Annotated in this window: 14 protein-coding genes, 2 tRNA genes and 3 rRNA genes (1 of these 19 running past the window's edge); 13 read left to right on the top strand and 6 right to left on the bottom strand. The window is 61.6% G+C overall.

All coding sequences use genetic code 11. The features are described 5' to 3' along the window. The 13 genes from ACPEE1_RS03365 to ACPEE1_RS03425 all read left to right on the top strand — a co-directional run. Positions 1-432 (top strand): 16S ribosomal RNA (locus ACPEE1_RS03365); it begins 1,097 nt to the left of the window's first position. 167 nt (positions 433-599) lie between these two features. Beyond that, positions 600-676, top strand: a tRNA-Ile gene (locus tag ACPEE1_RS03370). A 148-nt stretch (positions 677-824) separates the two neighbouring features. Continuing rightward, a tRNA-Ala gene (locus tag ACPEE1_RS03375) sits at positions 825-900 on the top strand. A gap of 386 nt (positions 901-1,286) precedes the next feature. After that, a 23S ribosomal RNA gene (locus tag ACPEE1_RS03380) occupies positions 1,287-4,165 on the top strand. A gap of 174 nt (positions 4,166-4,339) precedes the next feature. Next, positions 4,340-4,452: ribosomal RNA gene (gene rrf, locus ACPEE1_RS03385) — 5S ribosomal RNA — on the top strand. Together the 16S, 23S and 5S rRNA genes with 2 tRNA genes alongside form the textbook arrangement of a ribosomal RNA operon. A 129-nt stretch (positions 4,453-4,581) precedes the next feature. After that, positions 4,582-4,977, top strand: coding sequence for a MerR family transcriptional regulator (locus ACPEE1_RS03390; protein WP_182343851.1), 396 nt, complete (start codon positions 4,582-4,584; stop codon positions 4,975-4,977). Positions 4,978-5,075: 98 nt separating this feature from the next. After that, complete coding sequence (locus tag ACPEE1_RS03395; protein ID WP_182343849.1) at positions 5,076-6,257, top strand: isovaleryl-CoA dehydrogenase; 1,182 nt, start codon at positions 5,076-5,078, stop codon at positions 6,255-6,257. A gap of 48 nt (positions 6,258-6,305) precedes the next feature. Further along, on the top strand, positions 6,306-6,968 hold the full coding sequence (gene can / locus ACPEE1_RS03400) for a carbonate dehydratase (RefSeq protein WP_116926220.1): 663 nt from the start codon (positions 6,306-6,308) through the stop codon (positions 6,966-6,968). Positions 6,969-7,068: 100 nt separating this feature from the next. Next, entirely contained in the window at positions 7,069-8,250 is a 1,182-nt protein-coding gene (locus ACPEE1_RS03405) for an acetyl-CoA C-acyltransferase (RefSeq protein WP_182343846.1), read from the top strand. A 27-nt stretch (positions 8,251-8,277) separates the two neighbouring features. Further along, positions 8,278-9,378, top strand: coding sequence for a hypothetical protein (locus ACPEE1_RS03410; protein ID WP_116926222.1), 1,101 nt, complete (start codon positions 8,278-8,280; stop codon positions 9,376-9,378). Then, the gene (locus tag ACPEE1_RS03415) at positions 9,375-9,998 is read left to right on the top strand and encodes an MSMEG_1061 family FMN-dependent PPOX-type flavoprotein (protein WP_423935192.1); all 624 of its coding nucleotides are present in this window, start codon (positions 9,375-9,377) and stop codon (positions 9,996-9,998) included. Before ACPEE1_RS03410 ends, ACPEE1_RS03415 begins: the two co-directional genes overlap by 4 nt. Before the next feature lie 26 nt (positions 9,999-10,024). Next, positions 10,025-10,693, top strand: a complete 669-nt coding sequence (locus tag ACPEE1_RS03420; protein ID WP_116926223.1) for an SDR family oxidoreductase — start codon at positions 10,025-10,027, stop codon at positions 10,691-10,693. A gap of 48 nt (positions 10,694-10,741) precedes the next feature. Further along, positions 10,742-11,872 (top strand): acyl-CoA dehydrogenase family protein, encoded by a 1,131-nt coding sequence (locus ACPEE1_RS03425; RefSeq protein ID WP_182343844.1) that lies wholly within the window; start codon positions 10,742-10,744, stop codon positions 11,870-11,872. Positions 11,873-11,925: 53 nt separating this feature from the next. Here ACPEE1_RS03425 and ACPEE1_RS03430 read toward each other — a convergent pair whose 3' ends face one another. The 6 genes from ACPEE1_RS03430 to ACPEE1_RS03455 all read right to left on the bottom strand — a co-directional run bounded on the left by ACPEE1_RS03430 (position 11,926) and on the right by ACPEE1_RS03455 (position 18,142). Then, complete coding sequence (locus tag ACPEE1_RS03430; RefSeq protein WP_116926225.1) at positions 11,926-12,693, bottom strand: class II glutamine amidotransferase; 768 nt, start codon at positions 12,691-12,693, stop codon at positions 11,926-11,928. A gap of 56 nt (positions 12,694-12,749) precedes the next feature. Further along, positions 12,750-14,216, bottom strand: coding sequence for a DHA2 family efflux MFS transporter permease subunit (locus ACPEE1_RS03435; RefSeq protein WP_116926226.1), 1,467 nt, complete (start codon positions 14,214-14,216; stop codon positions 12,750-12,752). A 100-nt stretch (positions 14,217-14,316) separates the two neighbouring features. Beyond that, positions 14,317-14,559 (bottom strand): cysteine-rich CWC family protein, encoded by a 243-nt coding sequence (locus tag ACPEE1_RS03440; protein WP_243419342.1) that lies wholly within the window; start codon positions 14,557-14,559, stop codon positions 14,317-14,319. Further along, positions 14,556-15,530 (bottom strand): DHH family phosphoesterase, encoded by a 975-nt coding sequence (locus tag ACPEE1_RS03445; RefSeq protein WP_116926227.1) that lies wholly within the window; start codon positions 15,528-15,530, stop codon positions 14,556-14,558. The genes ACPEE1_RS03440 and ACPEE1_RS03445 overlap by 4 nt, the downstream gene beginning before the upstream one ends. A gap of 107 nt (positions 15,531-15,637) precedes the next feature. After that, positions 15,638-17,086 carry an aldehyde dehydrogenase family protein gene (locus tag ACPEE1_RS03450; RefSeq protein ID WP_116926228.1) on the bottom strand — a complete coding sequence of 483 codons (1,449 nt, stop codon included), beginning with the start codon at positions 17,084-17,086 and terminating at the stop codon, positions 15,638-15,640. A gap of 69 nt (positions 17,087-17,155) precedes the next feature. Beyond that, a complete protein-coding gene (locus ACPEE1_RS03455) occupies positions 17,156-18,142 on the bottom strand; it encodes a 2-hydroxyacid dehydrogenase (protein ID WP_182343841.1) in 987 nt (328 codons plus the stop codon). Positions 18,143-18,215 lie beyond the last annotated feature (73 nt).

Below are 18,215 nucleotides of genomic sequence, written 5' to 3' on the forward strand. Positions count from 1 at the left end.
AGCGCAACCCTTGCCATTAGTTGCTACGAAAGGGCACTCTAATGGGACTGCCGGTGACAAACCGGAGGAAGGTGGGGATGACGTCAAGTCCTCATGGCCCTTATAGGTGGGGCTACACACGTCATACAATGGCTGGTACAAAGGGTTGCCAACCCGCGAGGGGGAGCTAATCCCATAAAGCCAGTCGTAGTCCGGATCGCAGTCTGCAACTCGACTGCGTGAAGTCGGAATCGCTAGTAATCGTGGATCAGAATGTCACGGTGAATACGTTCCCGGGTCTTGTACACACCGCCCGTCACACCATGGGAGCGGGTCTCGCCAGAAGTAGGTAGCCTAACCGCAAGGAGGGCGCTTACCACGGCGGGGTTCGTGACTGGGGTGAAGTCGTAACAAGGTAGCCGTATCGGAAGGTGCGGCTGGATCACCTCCTTTCTGGAAAACAGCTTCGCTGTTTCGGTGGATGCTAACTTTGTGCAAACAAAGTTAAGTGCCATCGGCACGGCAGGAGCCAAAAAAGCAATCAAGATTGAACGCCCACACTTATCGGTTGTTGGAACACAAGCCAGGTGGCTAGCTCACAAGAGTTAGCTGCGTGGAATGGGTCTGTAGCTCAGCTGGTTAGAGCACTGTGTTGATAACGCAGGGGTCGTTGGTTCGAGCCCAACTAGACCCACCATAGATTCCAACGGATTAGAGGTTGAGCTTATGCCGCTTTAGTTAGTCGATGATTGACTAGAGCCAAGCAGTGCGAGGCGTCTGGTGCGAAGCACACTGATGTGTGTGAGCAGCGGGCAACGAAGCAATGCGCCGGCTATAGGCAATCAGGGGGATTAGCTCAGCTGGGAGAGCACCTGCTTTGCAAGCAGGGGGTCGTCGGTTCGATCCCGTCATCCTCCACCAATACTTTTACTGATAACTTATCACTCAACACCAAAGCGGTTTCGCAAGAGACTGTTTTGTTGTTGATTCCGGATTCCCGGATCAAACGGCTGTTCTTTAAAAATTCATAGAGTCGAAAATCAGCGTTGCTGGTGGAAACTGCACATTCGTAAAGGTTTAGTGCAGACCGTGCCACCAGCAACAATTTGATTGCGTCAAAACGAATGAAACTTTGCGAGAGCAATTTTATTCAGTAATGACGAATATTCTTCAAGAATGTGGATCTGGGCGACCAGGTCTACAGCAAAGATATTCACATTACGGCATAACGCGCGAGGTGAGAGACCTCGCAAAGCAGTTGCTTGGGTTCTTGGCTTGAGATCTAGAGATAGATGTCAAAGTTATAGGGTCAAGTGACTAAGAGCATGTGGTGGATGCCTTGGCGATGATAGGCGACGAAAGACGTGATAGCCTGCGATAAGCTTCGGGGAGTTGGCAAATAAACTTTGATCCGGAGATTTCTGAATGGGGGAACCCACCTAGCAATAGGTATCGGCAACTGAATACATAGGTTGTCGAAGCGAACCTGGAGAACTGAAACATCTAAGTACCCAGAGGAAAAGACATCAACCGAGATTCCGATAGTAGTGGCGAGCGAATTCGGAAGAGCCTTGCAGTGATAGTCAGTGTGTTAACAAAACGGAATGGAAAGTCCGGCCATAGTGGGTGATAGCCCCGTATGTGAAAACGCATTGGTGGTACTAGGCTGCAGACAAGTAGGGCGGGGCACGAGAAACCCTGTCTGAATATGGGGGGACCATCCTCCAAGGCTAAATACTCATCATCGACCGATAGTGAACAAGTACCGTGAGGGAAAGGCGAAAAGAACCCCGGGAGGGGAGTGAAATAGATCCTGAAACCGCATGCTTACAAAAAGTCGGAGCCCTTAGGGGTGACGGCGTACCTTTTGTATAATGGGTCAGCGACTTACATTCAGTGGCAAGCTTAACCGAATAGGGAAGGCGTAGAGAAATCGAGTCCGAATAGGGCGACAAGTCGCTGGGTGTAGACCCGAAACCAAGTGATCTATCCATGGCCAGGATGAAGGTGCCGTAACAGGTACTGGAGGTCCGAACCCACTAGTGTTGCAAAACTAGGGGATGAGCTGTGGATAGGGGTGAAAGGCTAAACAAACTTGGAAATAGCTGGTTCTCTCCGAAAACTATTTAGGTAGTGCCTCAAGTATTACCTGCGGGGGTAGAGCACTGTTTAGGCTAGGGGGTCATGGCGACTTACCAAACCTATGCAAACTCCGAATACCGCAGAGTACAGCTTGGGAGACAGAGCACCGGGTGCTAACGTCCGGACTCAAGAGGGAAACAACCCAGACCGCCAGCTAAGGTCCCTAAAACGGGCTAAGTGGGAAACGAAGTGGGAAGGCTAAAACAGTCAGGATGTTGGCTTAGAAGCAGCCATCATTTAAAGAAAGCGTAATAGCTCACTGATCGAGTCGTCCTGCGCGGAAGATGTAACGGGGCTAAGCCAGTTACCGAAGCTGCGGATGCACAGTTTTACTGTGCGTGGTAGGAGAGCGTTCTGTAAGCCTGTGAAGGTGTCTGGTAACGGATGCTGGAGGTATCAGAAGTGCGAATGCTGACATGAGTAGCGTTAAAGCGGGTGAAAAGCCCGCTCGCCGTAAGCGCAAGGTTTTCTACGCAACGTTCATCGGCGTAGAGTAAGTCGGCCCCTAAGGTGAGGCAGAGATGCGTAACTGATGGGAAACGGGTCAATATTCCCGTACCGATGTGTAGTGCGATGTGGGGACGAAGAAGGTTAGCTCAGCCAACTGTTGGATATGTTGGTTCAAGCCTGTAGTCGTGCTCGGTAGGCAAATCCGCCGGGCTAAGATGAGGGGTGATAACGGGTCTGCTTGCAGACGAAGTGAGTGATACCCAGCTTCCAGGAAAAGCCACTAAGCTTCAGCTACACACGACCGTACCGCAAACCGACACTGGTGCGCGAGATGAGTATTCTAAGGCGCTTGAGAGAACTCAGGAGAAGGAACTCGGCAAATTGACACCGTAACTTCGGGAGAAGGTGTGCCCTCAGTAAGTGAAGTTGTACAAACGGAGCTAAACGGGGTTGCAAAGAATAGGTGGCTGCGACTGTTTAATAAAAACACAGCACTCTGCAAACACGAAAGTGGACGTATAGGGTGTGACGCCTGCCCGGTGCTGGAAGATTAAATGATGGGGTGCAAGCTCTTGATTGAAGTCCCAGTAAACGGCGGCCGTAACTATAACGGTCCTAAGGTAGCGAAATTCCTTGTCGGGTAAGTTCCGACCTGCACGAATGGCGTAACGATGGCCACACTGTCTCCTCCTGAGACTCAGCGAAGTTGAAATGTTTGTGATGATGCAATCTCCCCGCGGAAAGACGGAAAGACCCCATGAACCTTTACTGTAGCTTTGTATTGGACTTTGAACAGATCTGTGTAGGATAGGTGGGAGGCTTTGAAGTGAGGATGCTAGTTCTCATGGAGCCAACGTTGAAATACCACCCTGGTGTGTTTGAGGTTCTAACCTTGGTCCATTATCTGGATCGGGGACAGTGCATGGTAGGCAGTTTGACTGGGGCGGTCTCCTCCCAAAGCGTAACGGAGGAGTTCGAAGGTACGCTAGTTACGGTCGGACATCGTGACGATAGTGCAATGGCATAAGCGTGCTTAACTGCGAGACTGACAAGTCGAGCAGATGCGAAAGCAGGACATAGTGATCCGGTGGTTCTGTATGGAAGGGCCATCGCTCAACGGATAAAAGGTACTCTGGGGATAACAGGCTGATACCGCCCAAGAGTTCATATCGACGGCGGTGTTTGGCACCTCGATGTCGGCTCATCTCATCCTGGGGCTGTAGTCGGTCCCAAGGGTATGGCTGTTCGCCATTTAAAGAGGTACGTGAGCTGGGTTTAAAACGTCGTGAGACAGTTTGGTCCCTATCTTCCGTGGGCGCTGCAGATTTGAGGAAGCCTGCTCCTAGTACGAGAGGACCGGAGTGGACACACCTCTGGTGTATCGGTTGTCACGCCAGTGGCATTGCCGAGTAGCTATGTGTGGAAGAGATAACCGCTGAAAGCATCTAAGCGGGAAACTCGTTCCAAGATGAGATCTGCCGGGGGCTTGACCCCCCTGAAGAGTCGTTCTAGACCAGGACGTTGATAGGTTGGGTGTGGAAGCGCAGCAATGCGTTAAGCTAACCAATACTAATTGCTCGTGCGGCTTGACCCTATAACTTTGATTGGCCCCGCCCTTAGATGGGGCCCAATGCAAAGAACACTGCAACTGCAGTTATGCCCAAAGCGCAATCAAATTTAGCTGATAAGACTCTATGAATTCGCTTCAAAAGCAGCAATGCCCTGATCGACCGATCAGCGCAAAGCCGCCAAGGAGCAAAAAGTTATGCCTGATGACCATAGCAAGTTGGTACCACTCCTTCCCATCCCGAACAGGACAGTGAAACGACTTCGCGCCGATGATAGTGCGGATTCCCGTGTGAAAGTAGGTCATCGTCAGGCTTTTATACTGATCAACCCCTCTGCTCTTCCCGAGTAGAGGGGTTTTTCTTTTGGTCGGCACCTGGCAGTGTAGAGCGGCGCATGCCGCATAATGGTCCATCCAGAACAACAAGGGCGTGCAGGGAGACCATGACACCGACTTATTCCATCGGGCAGCTGGCTGCAGAATTTGATCTGACCACCCGGGCCATCCGCTTTTACGAGGACATGGGCCTGTTGCACCCCGAGCGCACCGGCACCGGCGGCAAGCAGCGCGTCTACTCGGCCAAGGAGCGCACGCGCCTGCGCCTGACCTTGCGCGCCAAGCGCCTGGGGCTGAGCTTGCAGGAGGCCAAGGAGATCATTGATCTGTATGAGTCACCGCGCGATACCGGTGTGCAGCTGAGCCGCTTTATCGAGGTGCTGACGGCGCATCGCCAGCGCCTGCAGACGCAGTTGGCAGATTTGCAGGCCAACTTGGCAGAAATTGATGAGCATATGCAGGAAGCCCATGCTTTGCTCGCAAAGCAGCCGTCAAAAAAATAATATATAGTTGACGTGAACGTAAACGTAATGATGCAGCTCTAGCAGCTTTGCTGCGTATCGGCGGCATCGGGTGCGCCATATAGATAGGAGACAAGACCATGTCCAGATTACCAGGCCTGAATTTCCAGTTGGGTGAGGATATCGACGCCCTGCGCGACGCCGTGCGCGAGTTCGCGCAGGCCGAGATCGCGCCGCGTGCCGCCGAGATCGACCGCAATGACCAGTTTCCCATGGACCTGTGGCGCAAGTTTGGCGACCTGGGCGTGCTGGGCATCACGGTGTCCGAGCAATACGGCGGCGCGGACATGGGCTACCTGGCCCATATGGTGGCGATGGAGGAGATCTCCCGCGCCAGCGCCTCGGTGGGCCTGTCCTATGGCGCCCACAGCAACCTCTGCGTTAACCAGATCAACCGCAACGGCAATGAAGCCCAGAAGGCCAAGTACCTGCCCAAGCTGATCAGCGGTGAGCATGTGGGTGCATTGGCAATGAGCGAGCCCGGTGCCGGCTCCGATGTCATCAGCATGAAGCTCAAGGCCGAGGACAAGGGCGGCTACTACCTGCTCAACGGCAACAAGATGTGGATCACCAACGGCCCGGACGCCGACACCCTGGTGGTGTATGCCAAGACCGAGCCGGAGATGGGGGCCCGTGGCGTGACCGCTTTCCTGATCGAGAAGGGCATGCCGGGTTTCTCCATTGCGCAGAAGCTGGACAAGCTGGGCATGCGCGGCAGCCACACCGGTGAGCTGGTGTTCCAGAACGTCGAAGTGCCGGCCGAGAACGTGCTGGGCCAGCTCAATGGCGGTGCCAAGGTGCTGATGAGTGGCCTAGACTATGAGCGCGCCGTGCTGACCGGCGGCCCCCTAGGCATCATGCAGTCGGTGATGGACAACGTCGTGCCCTACATCCACGACCGCAAGCAGTTTGGCCAGAGCATTGGTGAGTTCCAGCTCATCCAGGGCAAGGTGGCCGATATGTACACCGTGCTGCAAGCAGGCCGCTCTTTTGCTTATACGGTTGCTAAAAACCTCGATCTGCTCGGAACCGACCATGTTCGTCAGGTGCGCAAGGACTGCGCCAGCGTCATCCTGTGGTGCGCCGAGAAGGCCACCTGGATGGCCGGCGAAGGCGTGCAAATCTATGGCGGCAATGGGTATATCAACGAGTATCCCCTCGGCCGCCTGTGGAGAGATGCGAAACTCTATGAAATTGGCGCCGGCACCAGCGAGATTCGCCGCATGTTGATTGGGCGTGAGCTGTTCGCAGAAACCTGCTGACCGGCTGCGCTGCGCCATCCTGATACCCACACAACAAAGGATAGCCTTATGACTACGACCTCCATCAAAGACCTGTTTGACCACAACCGTTTGTGGGCAGAGCAGATGGAGCGTGACCGCCCCGGGTTCTTCACGGGCCTGATGTCGCAGCAGCACCCCAAGTACATGTGGATCGGTTGTTCCGACAGCCGCGTGCCGGCCAACCAGATCACCGGTCTGGAGCCCGGTGAAGTGTTTGTGCACCGCAATGTGGCCAACGTGGTGGTTCCGAGCGATCTGAACTGCCTGTCGACCATCCAGTACTCGGTGGACCAGCTCAAGATCCAGGACCTGATGGTCGTGGGCCACTACGGCTGCGGCGGTGTGCTCGCGGCGCTCGAAGGCCTGCGCCTGGGCCTGGTCGACAACTGGACGCGCCACGTGCGCGATGTGCGCGACAAGCACCTGGCCTTGCTGCAAAGCCTCTCGCCCCAGCACCGCCATGATGCGCTGTGCGAGCTCAATGCCATCGAGCAGGTGGTGAATGTGGCGCAGAGCACCATCTTGCAGGACGCCTGGACGCGTGGCCAGAAGGTGACCTTGCACGGCTGGTGCTATAGCCTCAAGAACGGTCTGATCACCGATCTGGAAATGACCGTGCCAGGCATTGGCGGGCTGGCCGAAGTCCACCAACGCGCCGTGGCCCTGGTGGCCGAACGCAAGCGCGATTAAACCCGCAAGGCAGCCCTGGGTCAGGGCTGCTTTTTTTACAGCGCGAGCGGGCCCCGAGGTGCCAGCCGCACAAGACCCGAATTCAATCAGGAGACACCCGATGCATGATCCCGTCGTTATCGTTGGCGCAGCCCGTACCCCCATGGGTGCTTTCATGGGCGATTTTGCCGAGCTCTCGGCCAATGACCTGGGTGGCGCAGCCATCAAGGCTGCGGTGGAGCGCGCGGGTGTCGCCCCTGAAAAAGTGGAAGAAGTGCTGTTTGGCAACTGCCTGATGGCCGGCCAGGGCCAGGCCCCGGCGCGGCAGGCCTTGTTCAAGGGCGGCTTGCCCAAGAGCACCGGCGCCGTGACCCTGTCGAAGATGTGCGGTGCCGGCATGGAAGCCACCATCCTGGCCCATGACCAGCTGGTGGCTGGCAGCCGCGATGTGATGGTGGCAGGCGGCATGGAAAGCATGACCAACGCCCCCTATCTGCTCAAAAAAGGCCGTGGCGGCTACCGCATGGGCCATGACAAGGTGTTCGACCACATGATGCTCGATGGCCTGGAAGACGCCTATGAACCCGGCCGCTCGATGGGCACCTTTGGCGAGGACTGTGCCGCCAAGTACCAGTTCAGCCGCGAGCAGCAGGACCAGTTTGCGATTGCCAGCGTGCAGCGCGCGCAGGCGGCGACCCAGTCCGGTGCCTTCAAGGCCGAGATCACGCCAGTCACCGTGTCCACGCGCAAGGGCGATGTGACCGTGACGGAAGACGAAGGCCCCGGCAAGGCGCGGCTGGACAAGATCGCCGCCCTCAAGCCCGCGTTCAAGAAAGACGGCACCATCACGGCGGCGTCGAGCTCCAGCATCAACGATGGTGCCGCAGCTCTGGTGCTGATGCGCGAGTCCACCGCCAAGGAGCTGGGCTGCAAGCCGCTGGCCAAGATCGTAGCCCATGCCAGCTATGCGCAAGAGCCCGAGTGGTTCACCACCGCACCGATCGGCGCGACCGAGAAGGCCCTGAAAAAAGCCGGCTGGAAGGTCGAGGATGTGGACCTGTGGGAAATCAACGAAGCCTTTGCCGTGGTGCCGATGGCACTGATGGCCGACATGAAGGTCTCGCACGACATCGTCAACGTCAACGGCGGCGCCTGCGCGCTCGGCCACCCCATTGGTGCCAGTGGTGCACGCATCATCGTGACCCTGCTGCACGCACTGCAGGCTCGCGGCAAGCGCCGTGGCCTGGCCACCCTGTGCATCGGCGGAGGTGAGGCCACTGCGATGGCGATTGAAATCATGTAGTCTAGTCATCCTGAAAGAGGAGAAACTATGACGAACGAATCGGTGGGCCCCGGCCCGGGGCAGCTGCAAGCGCAGGACATCGAGTCCTTCTGGCAGGAGCTGGTCTACCAAGAGCGCCACCTGGCACTGCTGCCCAACCAAGCCTTTGTGGCGCAGGCCAATGAGATGCTGGCCCGCGTTGCCCCCGATTTGGCCCTGGAGCTGGAGCGCTCTGAAGGCAGCCTGTTTTCGCGTCTGGTGTTCAGCGCCCACGGCAATGTCGACCAGTTCGAGAACCTGATGGCCCTGGTGCGTGCCGCCCCCAGCCTGCCGGGCTACAAGGTGCAGGCGTTCCGCAACCGCAGCCCCATCCAGGATTTCAGCATGGCGATGGAGGGCCTGGAGCTCTCCTGCTCGGATGTGCTGGTGGCCCACTACGATGCCGGCGGCATCGTCGGCCTGGAGCTGGGCTTTGAGAAGATCATTGCGCCCGCGCAGCGCGAGCTGGCCCAGCACATGGCCTTCATCATGCTGGACCACGCGCTGGGTGAATGGGATTTCGCTGTGCGCGTGGGCCCGGTCGAGGTAGTTGATGGCTTTGCGCCGGAAGTCGCCGGCGTCGGCCCGCTGTCCGCCTTTCCGGCGGTGTTCGATGCCTTTTTGCGCGACAGCCTGGGGCGCAGCTACCGCTTTCCCTCGGCAGACGACGACCGCTGGAAAATGCTCGAAGCACGCCGCCGCGATGCGGCAGCTGACGCCGTGCCCGATCTGCTGGGCCTGCGCCTGTCGGCCAATGCCGTGGCCACGCGCGCCGATCTGCCCTACTGCCTGCAATGGACCTTGCCGTTTGAAGACGGCCAGAGCCTGGACCAGGCGCGCGATGCGCAAGAGAGCCTGCAAGCGGCGCTCGAGCGCATGGAGACCGGTATCCTGGCCTACACCCGTATTGAAGGTATGCGCGAGCGCAGCGCCTGCTATTACGTCGATGACGCTGCGGCCGCCCAGCAGTTGCTGCAGCAGCAGGCGGCGGCCTCGCCTGGGCGCGTCGAGGTGTCATTCGATCCGTCCTGGGATGCCTACCTGGCCGTGTATGCGGCAGCCGGCGCCGCGGCGGCCGATGCGGACGGTGACGACCCGGAGGCCGCATGATCGAAACGACGGAGCAACTGCGCGCCCTCTACGCCCAGCCCGCCGAGCGCGCGCTGGCCAAGCAGCTCGACCACCTCGATGCCCATTGCCAGCGCTTTATTGCGCTGTCGCCGCTGTGCGTGGTGGCCACGGCCGGGCAGGCGGCCGAGATGCTCGATGCCTCGCCCCGGGGCGGGCCGCCGGGCTTTGTCAAATGCCAGGGCGCGCAGCATCTGCTGCTGCCCGATGCCGGTGGCAATAACCGGCTGGATTCTCTCAGCAACCTGCTGACCGATGCGCGCATTGCGCTGCTGTTCCTGCTGCCGGGCGTGGATGAGACCTTGCGCGTCAACGGCACCGCAAAGCTGCGCGATGAGGCCCGCTTTATCGATGTGTTTGACGGCGAGCGCCAACGGCCCAAGCTGGTGATCGAGATCGAGGTGCGCGAAGCCTATCTGCACTGCGCCAAGGCCTTGATGCGCTCGCGCCTGTGGCAGGCCGAGGCACAGATTGCGCGCAGCACCCTGCCCACGCTCAACCAGATGATCCATGACCAGATGGGCTTGACTGCGGCGCCCGAGCCACAGGCGGATATGGTGGCGCGCTACCAGCAGCAGATTCTGCAAGAACAGGGACAGTGACAACAACCGCCAAGGAGGGCGTGGGAATGGCTGTGATTTTGGTGATTGGCGCCTCGCGCGGCATCGGCCTGGAGCTGGTGCGGGAATATGCGCAGGCAGGCTGGACCGTGCTGGCCACGGTGCGGGATACCGAGGCCCAGGCGCGCCTGCAGGCGCTGGGCGCGCAGGCGTTCCTGGTCGATGTGCTCCAGCCCGAGAGTGTGACCGCGCTGGCGACTGCGTTGGCTGGCCAGCAGATCGATGTGGCGATGTATGTGGCAGGGGTGATCCGCCGGCCCAACGCCCGCGAGGTGCCGACGCAGGCCGATTTTGATGCGGTGATGCACACCAATGTGCTGGGTGCGATGCAGTTGTTGCCGCAGATCGGCCCGATTGTCGAGGCCAGCGGCGGCGTGTTTGCCTTTATCTCGTCGTCGATGTCGCAGATCGAAGGTGTGGACGACAGCTACTCCTGGCTGTACCGCGTCAGCAAGACGGCGCTGAATATGGCGGTGGCCTCGGCCCAGCATGACTACCCGGGAGCGCGCCTGATCACCTTGGACCCGGGCTGGGTGCAGACCGACATGGGCGGGCAAGAAGCGCCCCTGACCGTGCAGCAAAGCGTGAGCGACATGCGCAAGACCCTGGCTTCGGTCAGCGATGCGGACAAGGGGCGCCTGCTGCACCACGATGGCCGCCGCGCCAAGCATTGGTAAGCCAGCCTGCCAGACCGCGCCAGAACTAGAAAATCCGGAGACAAACCCATGCTTTTGAACGACGACCAGACGATGATCCGCGATGCGGTGCGTGAATTTGCCCAGGCCGAGCTGTGGCCGCACGCTGCGCAGTGGGACCGCGACCATGTGTTCCCCAAGGCGGCCCACCAGGGCTTGGCCCAGCTCGGTGCCTACGGCATCTGCGTGCCCGATGCGCTGGGCGGCGCAGGGCTGGACTACATCAGCCTGGCCCTGGTGCTCGAAGAGATTGCTGCGGGCGACGGCGGCACCAGCACCGCCATCAGCGTGACCAACTGCCCCGTCAATGCCATCCTGATGCGCTACGGCAGCGATGCGCAAAAGAAGCAATGGCTGGCCCCTCTGGCGAGGGGCGAGATGCTGGGCGCCTTCTGCCTGACCGAGCCCCATGTGGGCTCGGACGCCAGCGCGCTGCGCACCACCGCCACCAGGCAGGGGGATGCCTATGTGATCAACGGCGTCAAGCAGTTCATCACCAGCGGCAAGAACGGGCAGATGGCGATTGTGATTGCGGTGACCGACAAGGGCGCCGGCAAAAAGGGCATGAGCGCCTTTATCGTGCCCACCGACAACCCCGGCTACCAGGTCGCGCGGCTGGAGGACAAGCTCGGCCAGCACAGCAGCGATACCGCACAGATCAATTTTGAGCAATGCGTGGTGCCGGCCGAGAACCTGATTGGCGCCGAGGGCGAGGGCTACAAGATTGCGCTGGGCGCGCTCGAAGGCGGGCGCATCGGCATTGCCGCCCAAAGCGTGGGTATGGCGCGCAGCGCCTTTGACGTGGCCGTGCAGTACGCCAAGGAGCGCGAGAGCTTTGGCACCGCCATCATCAACCACCAGGCCGTTGGCTTTCGCCTGGCCGAATGCGCCACGCAGATCGAGGCCGCGCGCCAGCTGATCTGGCATGCCGCCAGCCTGCGCGATGCCGGCCAGCCTTGCCTCAAGGAAGCGGCCATGGCCAAGCTGTTTGCCAGCGAAATGGCCGAGCGCGTCTGCAGCGCTGCCATCCAGACCCTGGGCGGCTATGGCGTCGTCAATGATTTTCCGGTCGAGCGCATCTACCGCGATGTGCGGGTCTGCCAGATCTATGAAGGCACCAGCGATGTGCAGAAGATTCTGATCACCCGCGCGCTGGCCTGAAGACTTTCGCGCAGACGTACCAAAAACAAACCCGGCGCTGCCGGGTTTGTTGATTACAGCGGCAGACGCCGGCCGTCGGCAAACACCATCAGCTCGCCGGGCTGGAAAGGCGTCCACTGTTCGTTGGTGGTCAGCGGCGCGGTCACCACCACGGCCACCCGGTCCTGTGGTGTGGTGCAGGTGGCAAAGTCAATGCTCAGGTCCTCGTCGCTCAGCTGGGCCTGGGCAAAGGGATGCGCGCGCTCGGTGTAGCACAGGAAGGTGTTGGCATGGGCCCAGAGCGCCTCGCCGTTGGAGAGCAGAAAGTTGAAGGTGCCCTGGGGCGCGATCTGCGCGGCCAGCTCGCGCAAGGTGTGGGTCAGCTCGGCAATGCTGGGCGTGCCGGCATGGGATTTCCACAGCTCCTGCATCAGCCAGCAAAATACATGCTCACTGTCGGTGTCGCCCACCGGGTGAAAGTGGCTGTGCAGGCGCGGGCGGAAATCCTTGAGGTCGCCATTGTGGGCAAACACCCAGTTCTTGCCCCAGAGCTCGCGCACAAAGGGGTGGCAGTTTTGCAGCATCACCTGGCCCTGGGTGGCCTTGCGGATATGCGCAATCACATTGCGGCTTTGGATGGGGTAGCGCCGCACCAGCTCGGCCACCGGCGACTGGACGGCGGGCTGGTGGTCCATCAGCAGGCGCAGGCCGCCTTCTTCAAAGAAGGCGATGCCCCAGCCATCGCTGTGGTGGTCGGTATTGCCGGCCCGCTGCGAAAAGCCGCTGAAGCTGAAGTTGATGTCGGTGGGGGTGTTGCAGTTCATCCCCAGCAGTTGGCACATGGCAAAAACTCTTTGAAAACCGTTGGATGGCCCAGTGTAGACCATTCGCCAGCCGCTCAGGGCTTGGCGCCCGCACGCGGCTGTAGCTGGCGGGCGGCAATGCCGGCCAGCACACAGACCACGGCCAGCATCAAAAAGGTGTCGCGAAAGCCCGCGACGCGTTCGGCCAGCGCAATGTCGATCGCGGGCGACTGGTTGGCGTAGAAGGCCACGCGCCACTCCAGAAAGATGCCGCAGAGGCTGACGCCAGCGGCGCCGCCGAGCATGCGCAGAAAGCTGAAACTGCTCGAGCCCTGCGAGATCAGGCTCTTGTCCAGCGGCCGCATGCTGCCCAGGGTGAGCGAGGGCAGGATAAAGCCCAGACCGACGCGGCCCAGCACCGTGTAGCCGATCAGCAGCCACAGCGACGAGCCCGGTTGCAGCACACCCGTGAGCACGAAGGACAGCGCCAGCAGCGAGAGGCCGCCGATCACCAGCCAGTGCACGGGGGTGCGGTCGGCCATGCGGCCGGCCAGCGCGATGACGCCGCCCAGCACCAGGCCGGCGGGCAGCATGGTGGTGCCGACCACCGAGGCCGAGTAGGACAGCCCCAGCTGCATGAACACCGGCAGCAGGTAGGTGGAGCCAAACAAGGCCACGCCATAGATAAAGGCCACAATGCAGCCGGCCGCAAAAGGCTTGCAGGCAAACAGGCGCAGGTCCATCAGCGGCTTGCCGCCCTGGGCCAGCAAGCGCCGCTGCCACGCGATGAAGGCGGGCAGGCAGACCAGCGCAATGGCCAGCAGTATGGCGCTTTGCTGCCAGCCCGTGCCATGCAGCGCCACCAGGCCATTGAGCAGGCAGACCGTGCCAGTGGTCGCAATGGCCAGGCCCAGCCAGTCCAGGCTTTTGCCATGGCGGTCGGCTGCGGCGCCACCCGGCGCATTGACGGGCACAAACTTCAGCGCCAGCCAGACCGAGGCCAGGCACAGCGGCACCACCATGAAGAACACCGAGCGCCAGCCCATCCAGTCGACCAGCAGGCCGCCCACGCTGGGGCCGATGGCCGGCGCCAGCACGATGCCCATGCCAAACAGGCCATTGGCGCGGCCTTGCTCATGGGCGGCAAAGGCATGCAGGATGATGATGGCCGGAATCGGCTGGATCACACCGGCCGCCAGGCCTTCGACCACGCGCGCCACCAGCACCAGGTTGTAGTCGCTGCTAAAACCCCCGCCAATGCCCCCCAGCATCAGCAGCAGCACGGCGCCCAGGTAGGTGTTGCGGTAGCCGTAGCGCGACAGCAGCCAGGGCGTGGTCAGCATCGCCACCGTCGTGGCCACCATGAAGGACGAGGTCACCCATTGCGCGCGCGACTGGCCGAGCTGAAAGTGCAGGCTCATCGCCGGGATGGCGACATTGAAGATGGTCGAGGAGATGATCGAGGCCATCGTGCCCACCATGACGCTGAACAGCAGGTACCAGCGGAAGCGCTCCCCATAGAGGCTGCGCAGATCCTGGGAGGTGTGGTGTCTTATCTGCATGGCGTGGGCTGGGCGGAGGGGGCGCGTTTGGCGAGGGGCCTGGTGGGGCGGCTGCGGGCAGGCCCCGGGCGTTTGATGATGATCCTGGGGTTGGCGCTTGTCAGTCACCCCGGTTGGGGCGGGCGCCGGGATCGGGCTGCGCACGCCCACAGGCCGGGCAGATGCAGCGTTGGCCCCGCTCGGCAGGGGCCAGGCGTTCCAAGGCCTGGGGATCGATCTCTGCGCTCATGCACCAGCACTGGGCAGCGGGCAGGCCCTGGGCCACCGCGCAGCCATTGCTCTGGCCGCACAGGGGGCATTGCTGCGCCCAGGTGCTGCTGCCTGTGCGGGTGGCAGGCATCATGGCGTGCCGGTTGGCGCCGGCGTAGGGGCGGGGCGCGCTGGCGGCAGTGCGTCTTCAGGCCGGGCGGTCAGCGTGCCTGCCAGCAGCTCGGGGATGCGGTCCACCCCCATGCGGAAGCCGCAGGCCTGGGCATGGCCGCCGCCGCCCATGCTTTCGGCCAGCGGGATGCAGTTGAAATCCGAGCGCGAGCGCAGGCCGCATTTGGCGCCCTTGGGGCTGGCGCTCCACATCAGCGCAAAGCTGCCGCTTTGCTTGGCGAGGATGTCGCCGACCTGGCTGTGGAACATGCCCGGGGCATTGACCATCAGGCCGGCCACGCCGTTGAACACCAGCGGCTGCGCGCCTTCGGCGATATCGCTGCAGAGCTTGAGGTATTTCTCGTCCATCGCGCCGCCACGGGCCATGAAGGCGCTCAGCTGCTCGGGGCTGAAGGCCGCAATCTCGGCCCAGCGCTCAAAGCTGCGCGGCTCCATGTCCAGCGCGGCCAAAAAGGCACCGCTGTCGGGATACTGCCAGCGCCAGATATCGCGGTCTTCGATGTGCAACACCAGCGCGGGGATCGGGTCCTTGGGGAAGAAGAACTCCCAGGCCAGGCGTGCGCCCGACTTGTTCATGTCGAAATGCACGACGCCGCAGGTGCATTGGTAGCCATTGAGCTTTTCAGCGGCGCTCTTGTGGTGGTCCAGCAGCACCAGCTTGTGGGCCTGGGCCTCAATGGCTGCCAACAGCTCGGGGCCAAAGGCGAAGTCGAGGATGTAGATCGTGCGGCCAGTCAGCGGCCCCAGGTCGTCCACGGTCTGGATTTCGCCGTGGTCCAGGCCGCGAAACTCTGCGTTGCCGGAGAAGAACAGCCAGGCCGCCAGCGCCGCGCCATAGCCATCGGGGCAGTTGCGGCCATGGTAGAGGATCAGCGGCTGGGGATCGTTGATGTCGGCCGTCACCGGCAGAGAGAGGTCAGGCAGAAGTTTCATCCTGCCATTTTCCGCCAAGCGTATTACCTGAGAGCGACCAGGTACTGCGCGGGCATCGGGTGGAGGGCCACCGGATGCCCGCAAAGCGCCTGGTGCTGGCGCAGCGTTCAAGCCAGCGTATAGGCGGTCTTCACCGTGGTGTAGAACTCCTGCGCATAGCGGCCTTGCTCGCGCGGGCCGTAGCTCGATCCCTTGCGGCCACCAAACGGCACATGGTAGTCCACGCCTGCGGTGGGCAGGTTGACCATCACCATGCCGGCCTGGGCATGGCGCTTGAAGTGGCTGGCGTACTTCAGGCTGGTAGTGGCAATACCGGCAGACAGGCCAAAGGCGGTGTCATTGGCGACGGCCAGCGCCTCTTCGTAGTCCCGCACGCGGATCACGCTGGCGACGGGGCCAAACACCTCTTCGCGGTTGATGCGCATCTGGGGTGTGCTGTCCACCAGCAGGGCCGGTTGCATGAAAAAACCTTCCTTGCCGCTGCCGGTGTGGCAGGCAATGCGGCTGCCGCCCGTGGCCAGCACGGCGCCTTCAGCCTGGGCGATTTCCACATAGCTCAGGTCCTGCTCCAGCTGGGCCTGGCTCACCACGGGGCCGATATCGGTGCCGGCGGCGCGCGCATCGCCGACCTTGATCTTGGCCATGCGCTCTTGCAGCGCCTGCACGAAGGCCGGGTAGATCTTGTCGGTGACGATCAGGCGGCTCGATGCGGTGCAGCGCTGGCCGGTCGAGTAAAAGCAGCTCTGGGCCGACAGCTCCACCGCCTGGGCCAGGTCGGCATCGTCGAGCACCACCTGCGGGTTCTTGCCACCCATCTCCAGCTGCACCTTCTTGCCCGATTTCACGCAGGCCTCGGCAATGCCCCGGCCCACACCGACCGAGCCGGTAAAGCTGATCGCGGCCACATCGGGGTGCTGCACCAGCGCATCGCCAATGATGCGGCCCCGGCCCATCACCAGGTTGAAGACACCGGCGGGGATGCCGCTGCGGTGGATGATGTCGGCCAGCGCCCAGGCGCTGCCGGGCACCAGATCGGCGGGCTTGATCACCACGCAGTTGCCAAAGGCCAGCGCCGGTGCGATCTTCCAGGCCGGAATGGCGATGGGGAAGTTCCAGGGGGTGATCAGGCCGACGACACCGACGGGCTCGCGCGTGATTTCCACGCCAATGCCGGGGCGCACCGACGGCAGGCTCTCACCGGCCAGGCGCAGGCATTCACCGGCAAAGAACTTGAAGATCTGGCCGGCGCGGGCCACTTCGCCAATCGCCTCGGGCCGGGTCTTGCCTTCTTCGCGGGCCAGCAGGTCGCCCAGCTCTTCCTTGCGCGCCAGGATTTCATTGCCGATCTTGTCCAGCGCATCATGGCGCGCCTGGATGCCCGAGACGCTCCAGGCCGGGAAGGCCGCCGTGGCTGCTGCCACTGCGGCATCCACATCGCTGGCATCGCCCTGCGCATACTGGCCGATCACGTCGGACAGGTCGCTGGGGTTGGTGTTGGGCGAGGTGGTCTTGCCGGGTGTCCAGCTGCCGTTGATCAGGTTGTTGTGTGTCGTCATAAGCTTGCCAGGCGGTTGGGCCTGTTCTCAAAAAAATGGGTGGATGGTTCGGTCGTCGTAAAAACGTTCTCAACCAGCACGGGCCTGTGCCGCAGCTTGGGACCAGGGCACTTCCTGCAGCGGCTGGCCATTGGCGATCAAGCTGCGCAGGTTGGCCAGCACCAGATCGGCCATCGCGCGGCGCGTCTCCTGGGTGCCGCTGGCGATATGCGGTGCCAGCACTACGTTGTCCTGCTGCAGCAGGCCGGGCAGGGGGCGTGGTTCGTCCTCGAACACATCGAGGCCCGCGCCGGCAATGCGCTGGTGTTGCAGCGCGTCCAGCAAGGCCGCTTCATCGACCACGCTGCCGCGCGCCACATTGATCACAAAACCCTGCGGGCCCAGGGCGTCCAGCACCTGGGCATCGACCAGGTGGCGGGTGTCGTCGCCACCGGCAGCAGTGATGACCAGAAAATCGCACCACTGGGCCAGTTCCTGCAGCGACTCCATGTAGCGGTGCGGCGAATCGCTGACTGGGCGGCGGTTGTGGTAGGCCACCTCCATGTCAAAACCGCTGGCGCGGCGCGCCACCTGGCGGCCAATGCGGCCCATGCCCAGAATGCCCAGGCGCTTGCCCGAGGCACGGGTGTAGACGCCAAAGCGCTCGGTGGGCCACAGGCCCGCGCGCACAAAGCGGTCGGCCGCTGCCAGGCGGCGGGCACTGTCCAGCAGCAGTGCAAAGGCCATGTCGGCCACGCAGTCGTCCAGCACGCCGGGGGTGTAGCCCACGCGCGCGGACTGGGCGAGGATGGACTGCTGGTCCAGCGCATCAAAGCCCACGCCAAAGCTGCTGATGCCGCGCAGCGCCGGCAAGGCCTGGATCACCGAGGCCGATGCGCCCATGCTGGCCGAGGTGACCAGGTAGGCAAACTCCGAACCGTGGGCAGCCAGGAACTGCTGCGGGTCCGCTTGTGCGCTCAGCACGGTGGTATCGAATTCCTGGGCCAGATCGGCATCAAGCGCGGGCAGCGGCATCTTGCCCATTTGCAGCACGCGTGGGCGGTGGGTGGCAGTCATGTGTGGAGAGGGCTTTCAACGGAAAGAGCCCGGCACCATCCGCAGCACCGTGCTGCAGGTGGTTACCGGGCCA

The sequence above is a fragment of the Comamonas sp. 23 genome (assembly GCF_049601575.1).
GTDB lineage: Bacteria > Pseudomonadota > Gammaproteobacteria > Burkholderiales > Burkholderiaceae_C > Comamonas > Comamonas squillarum.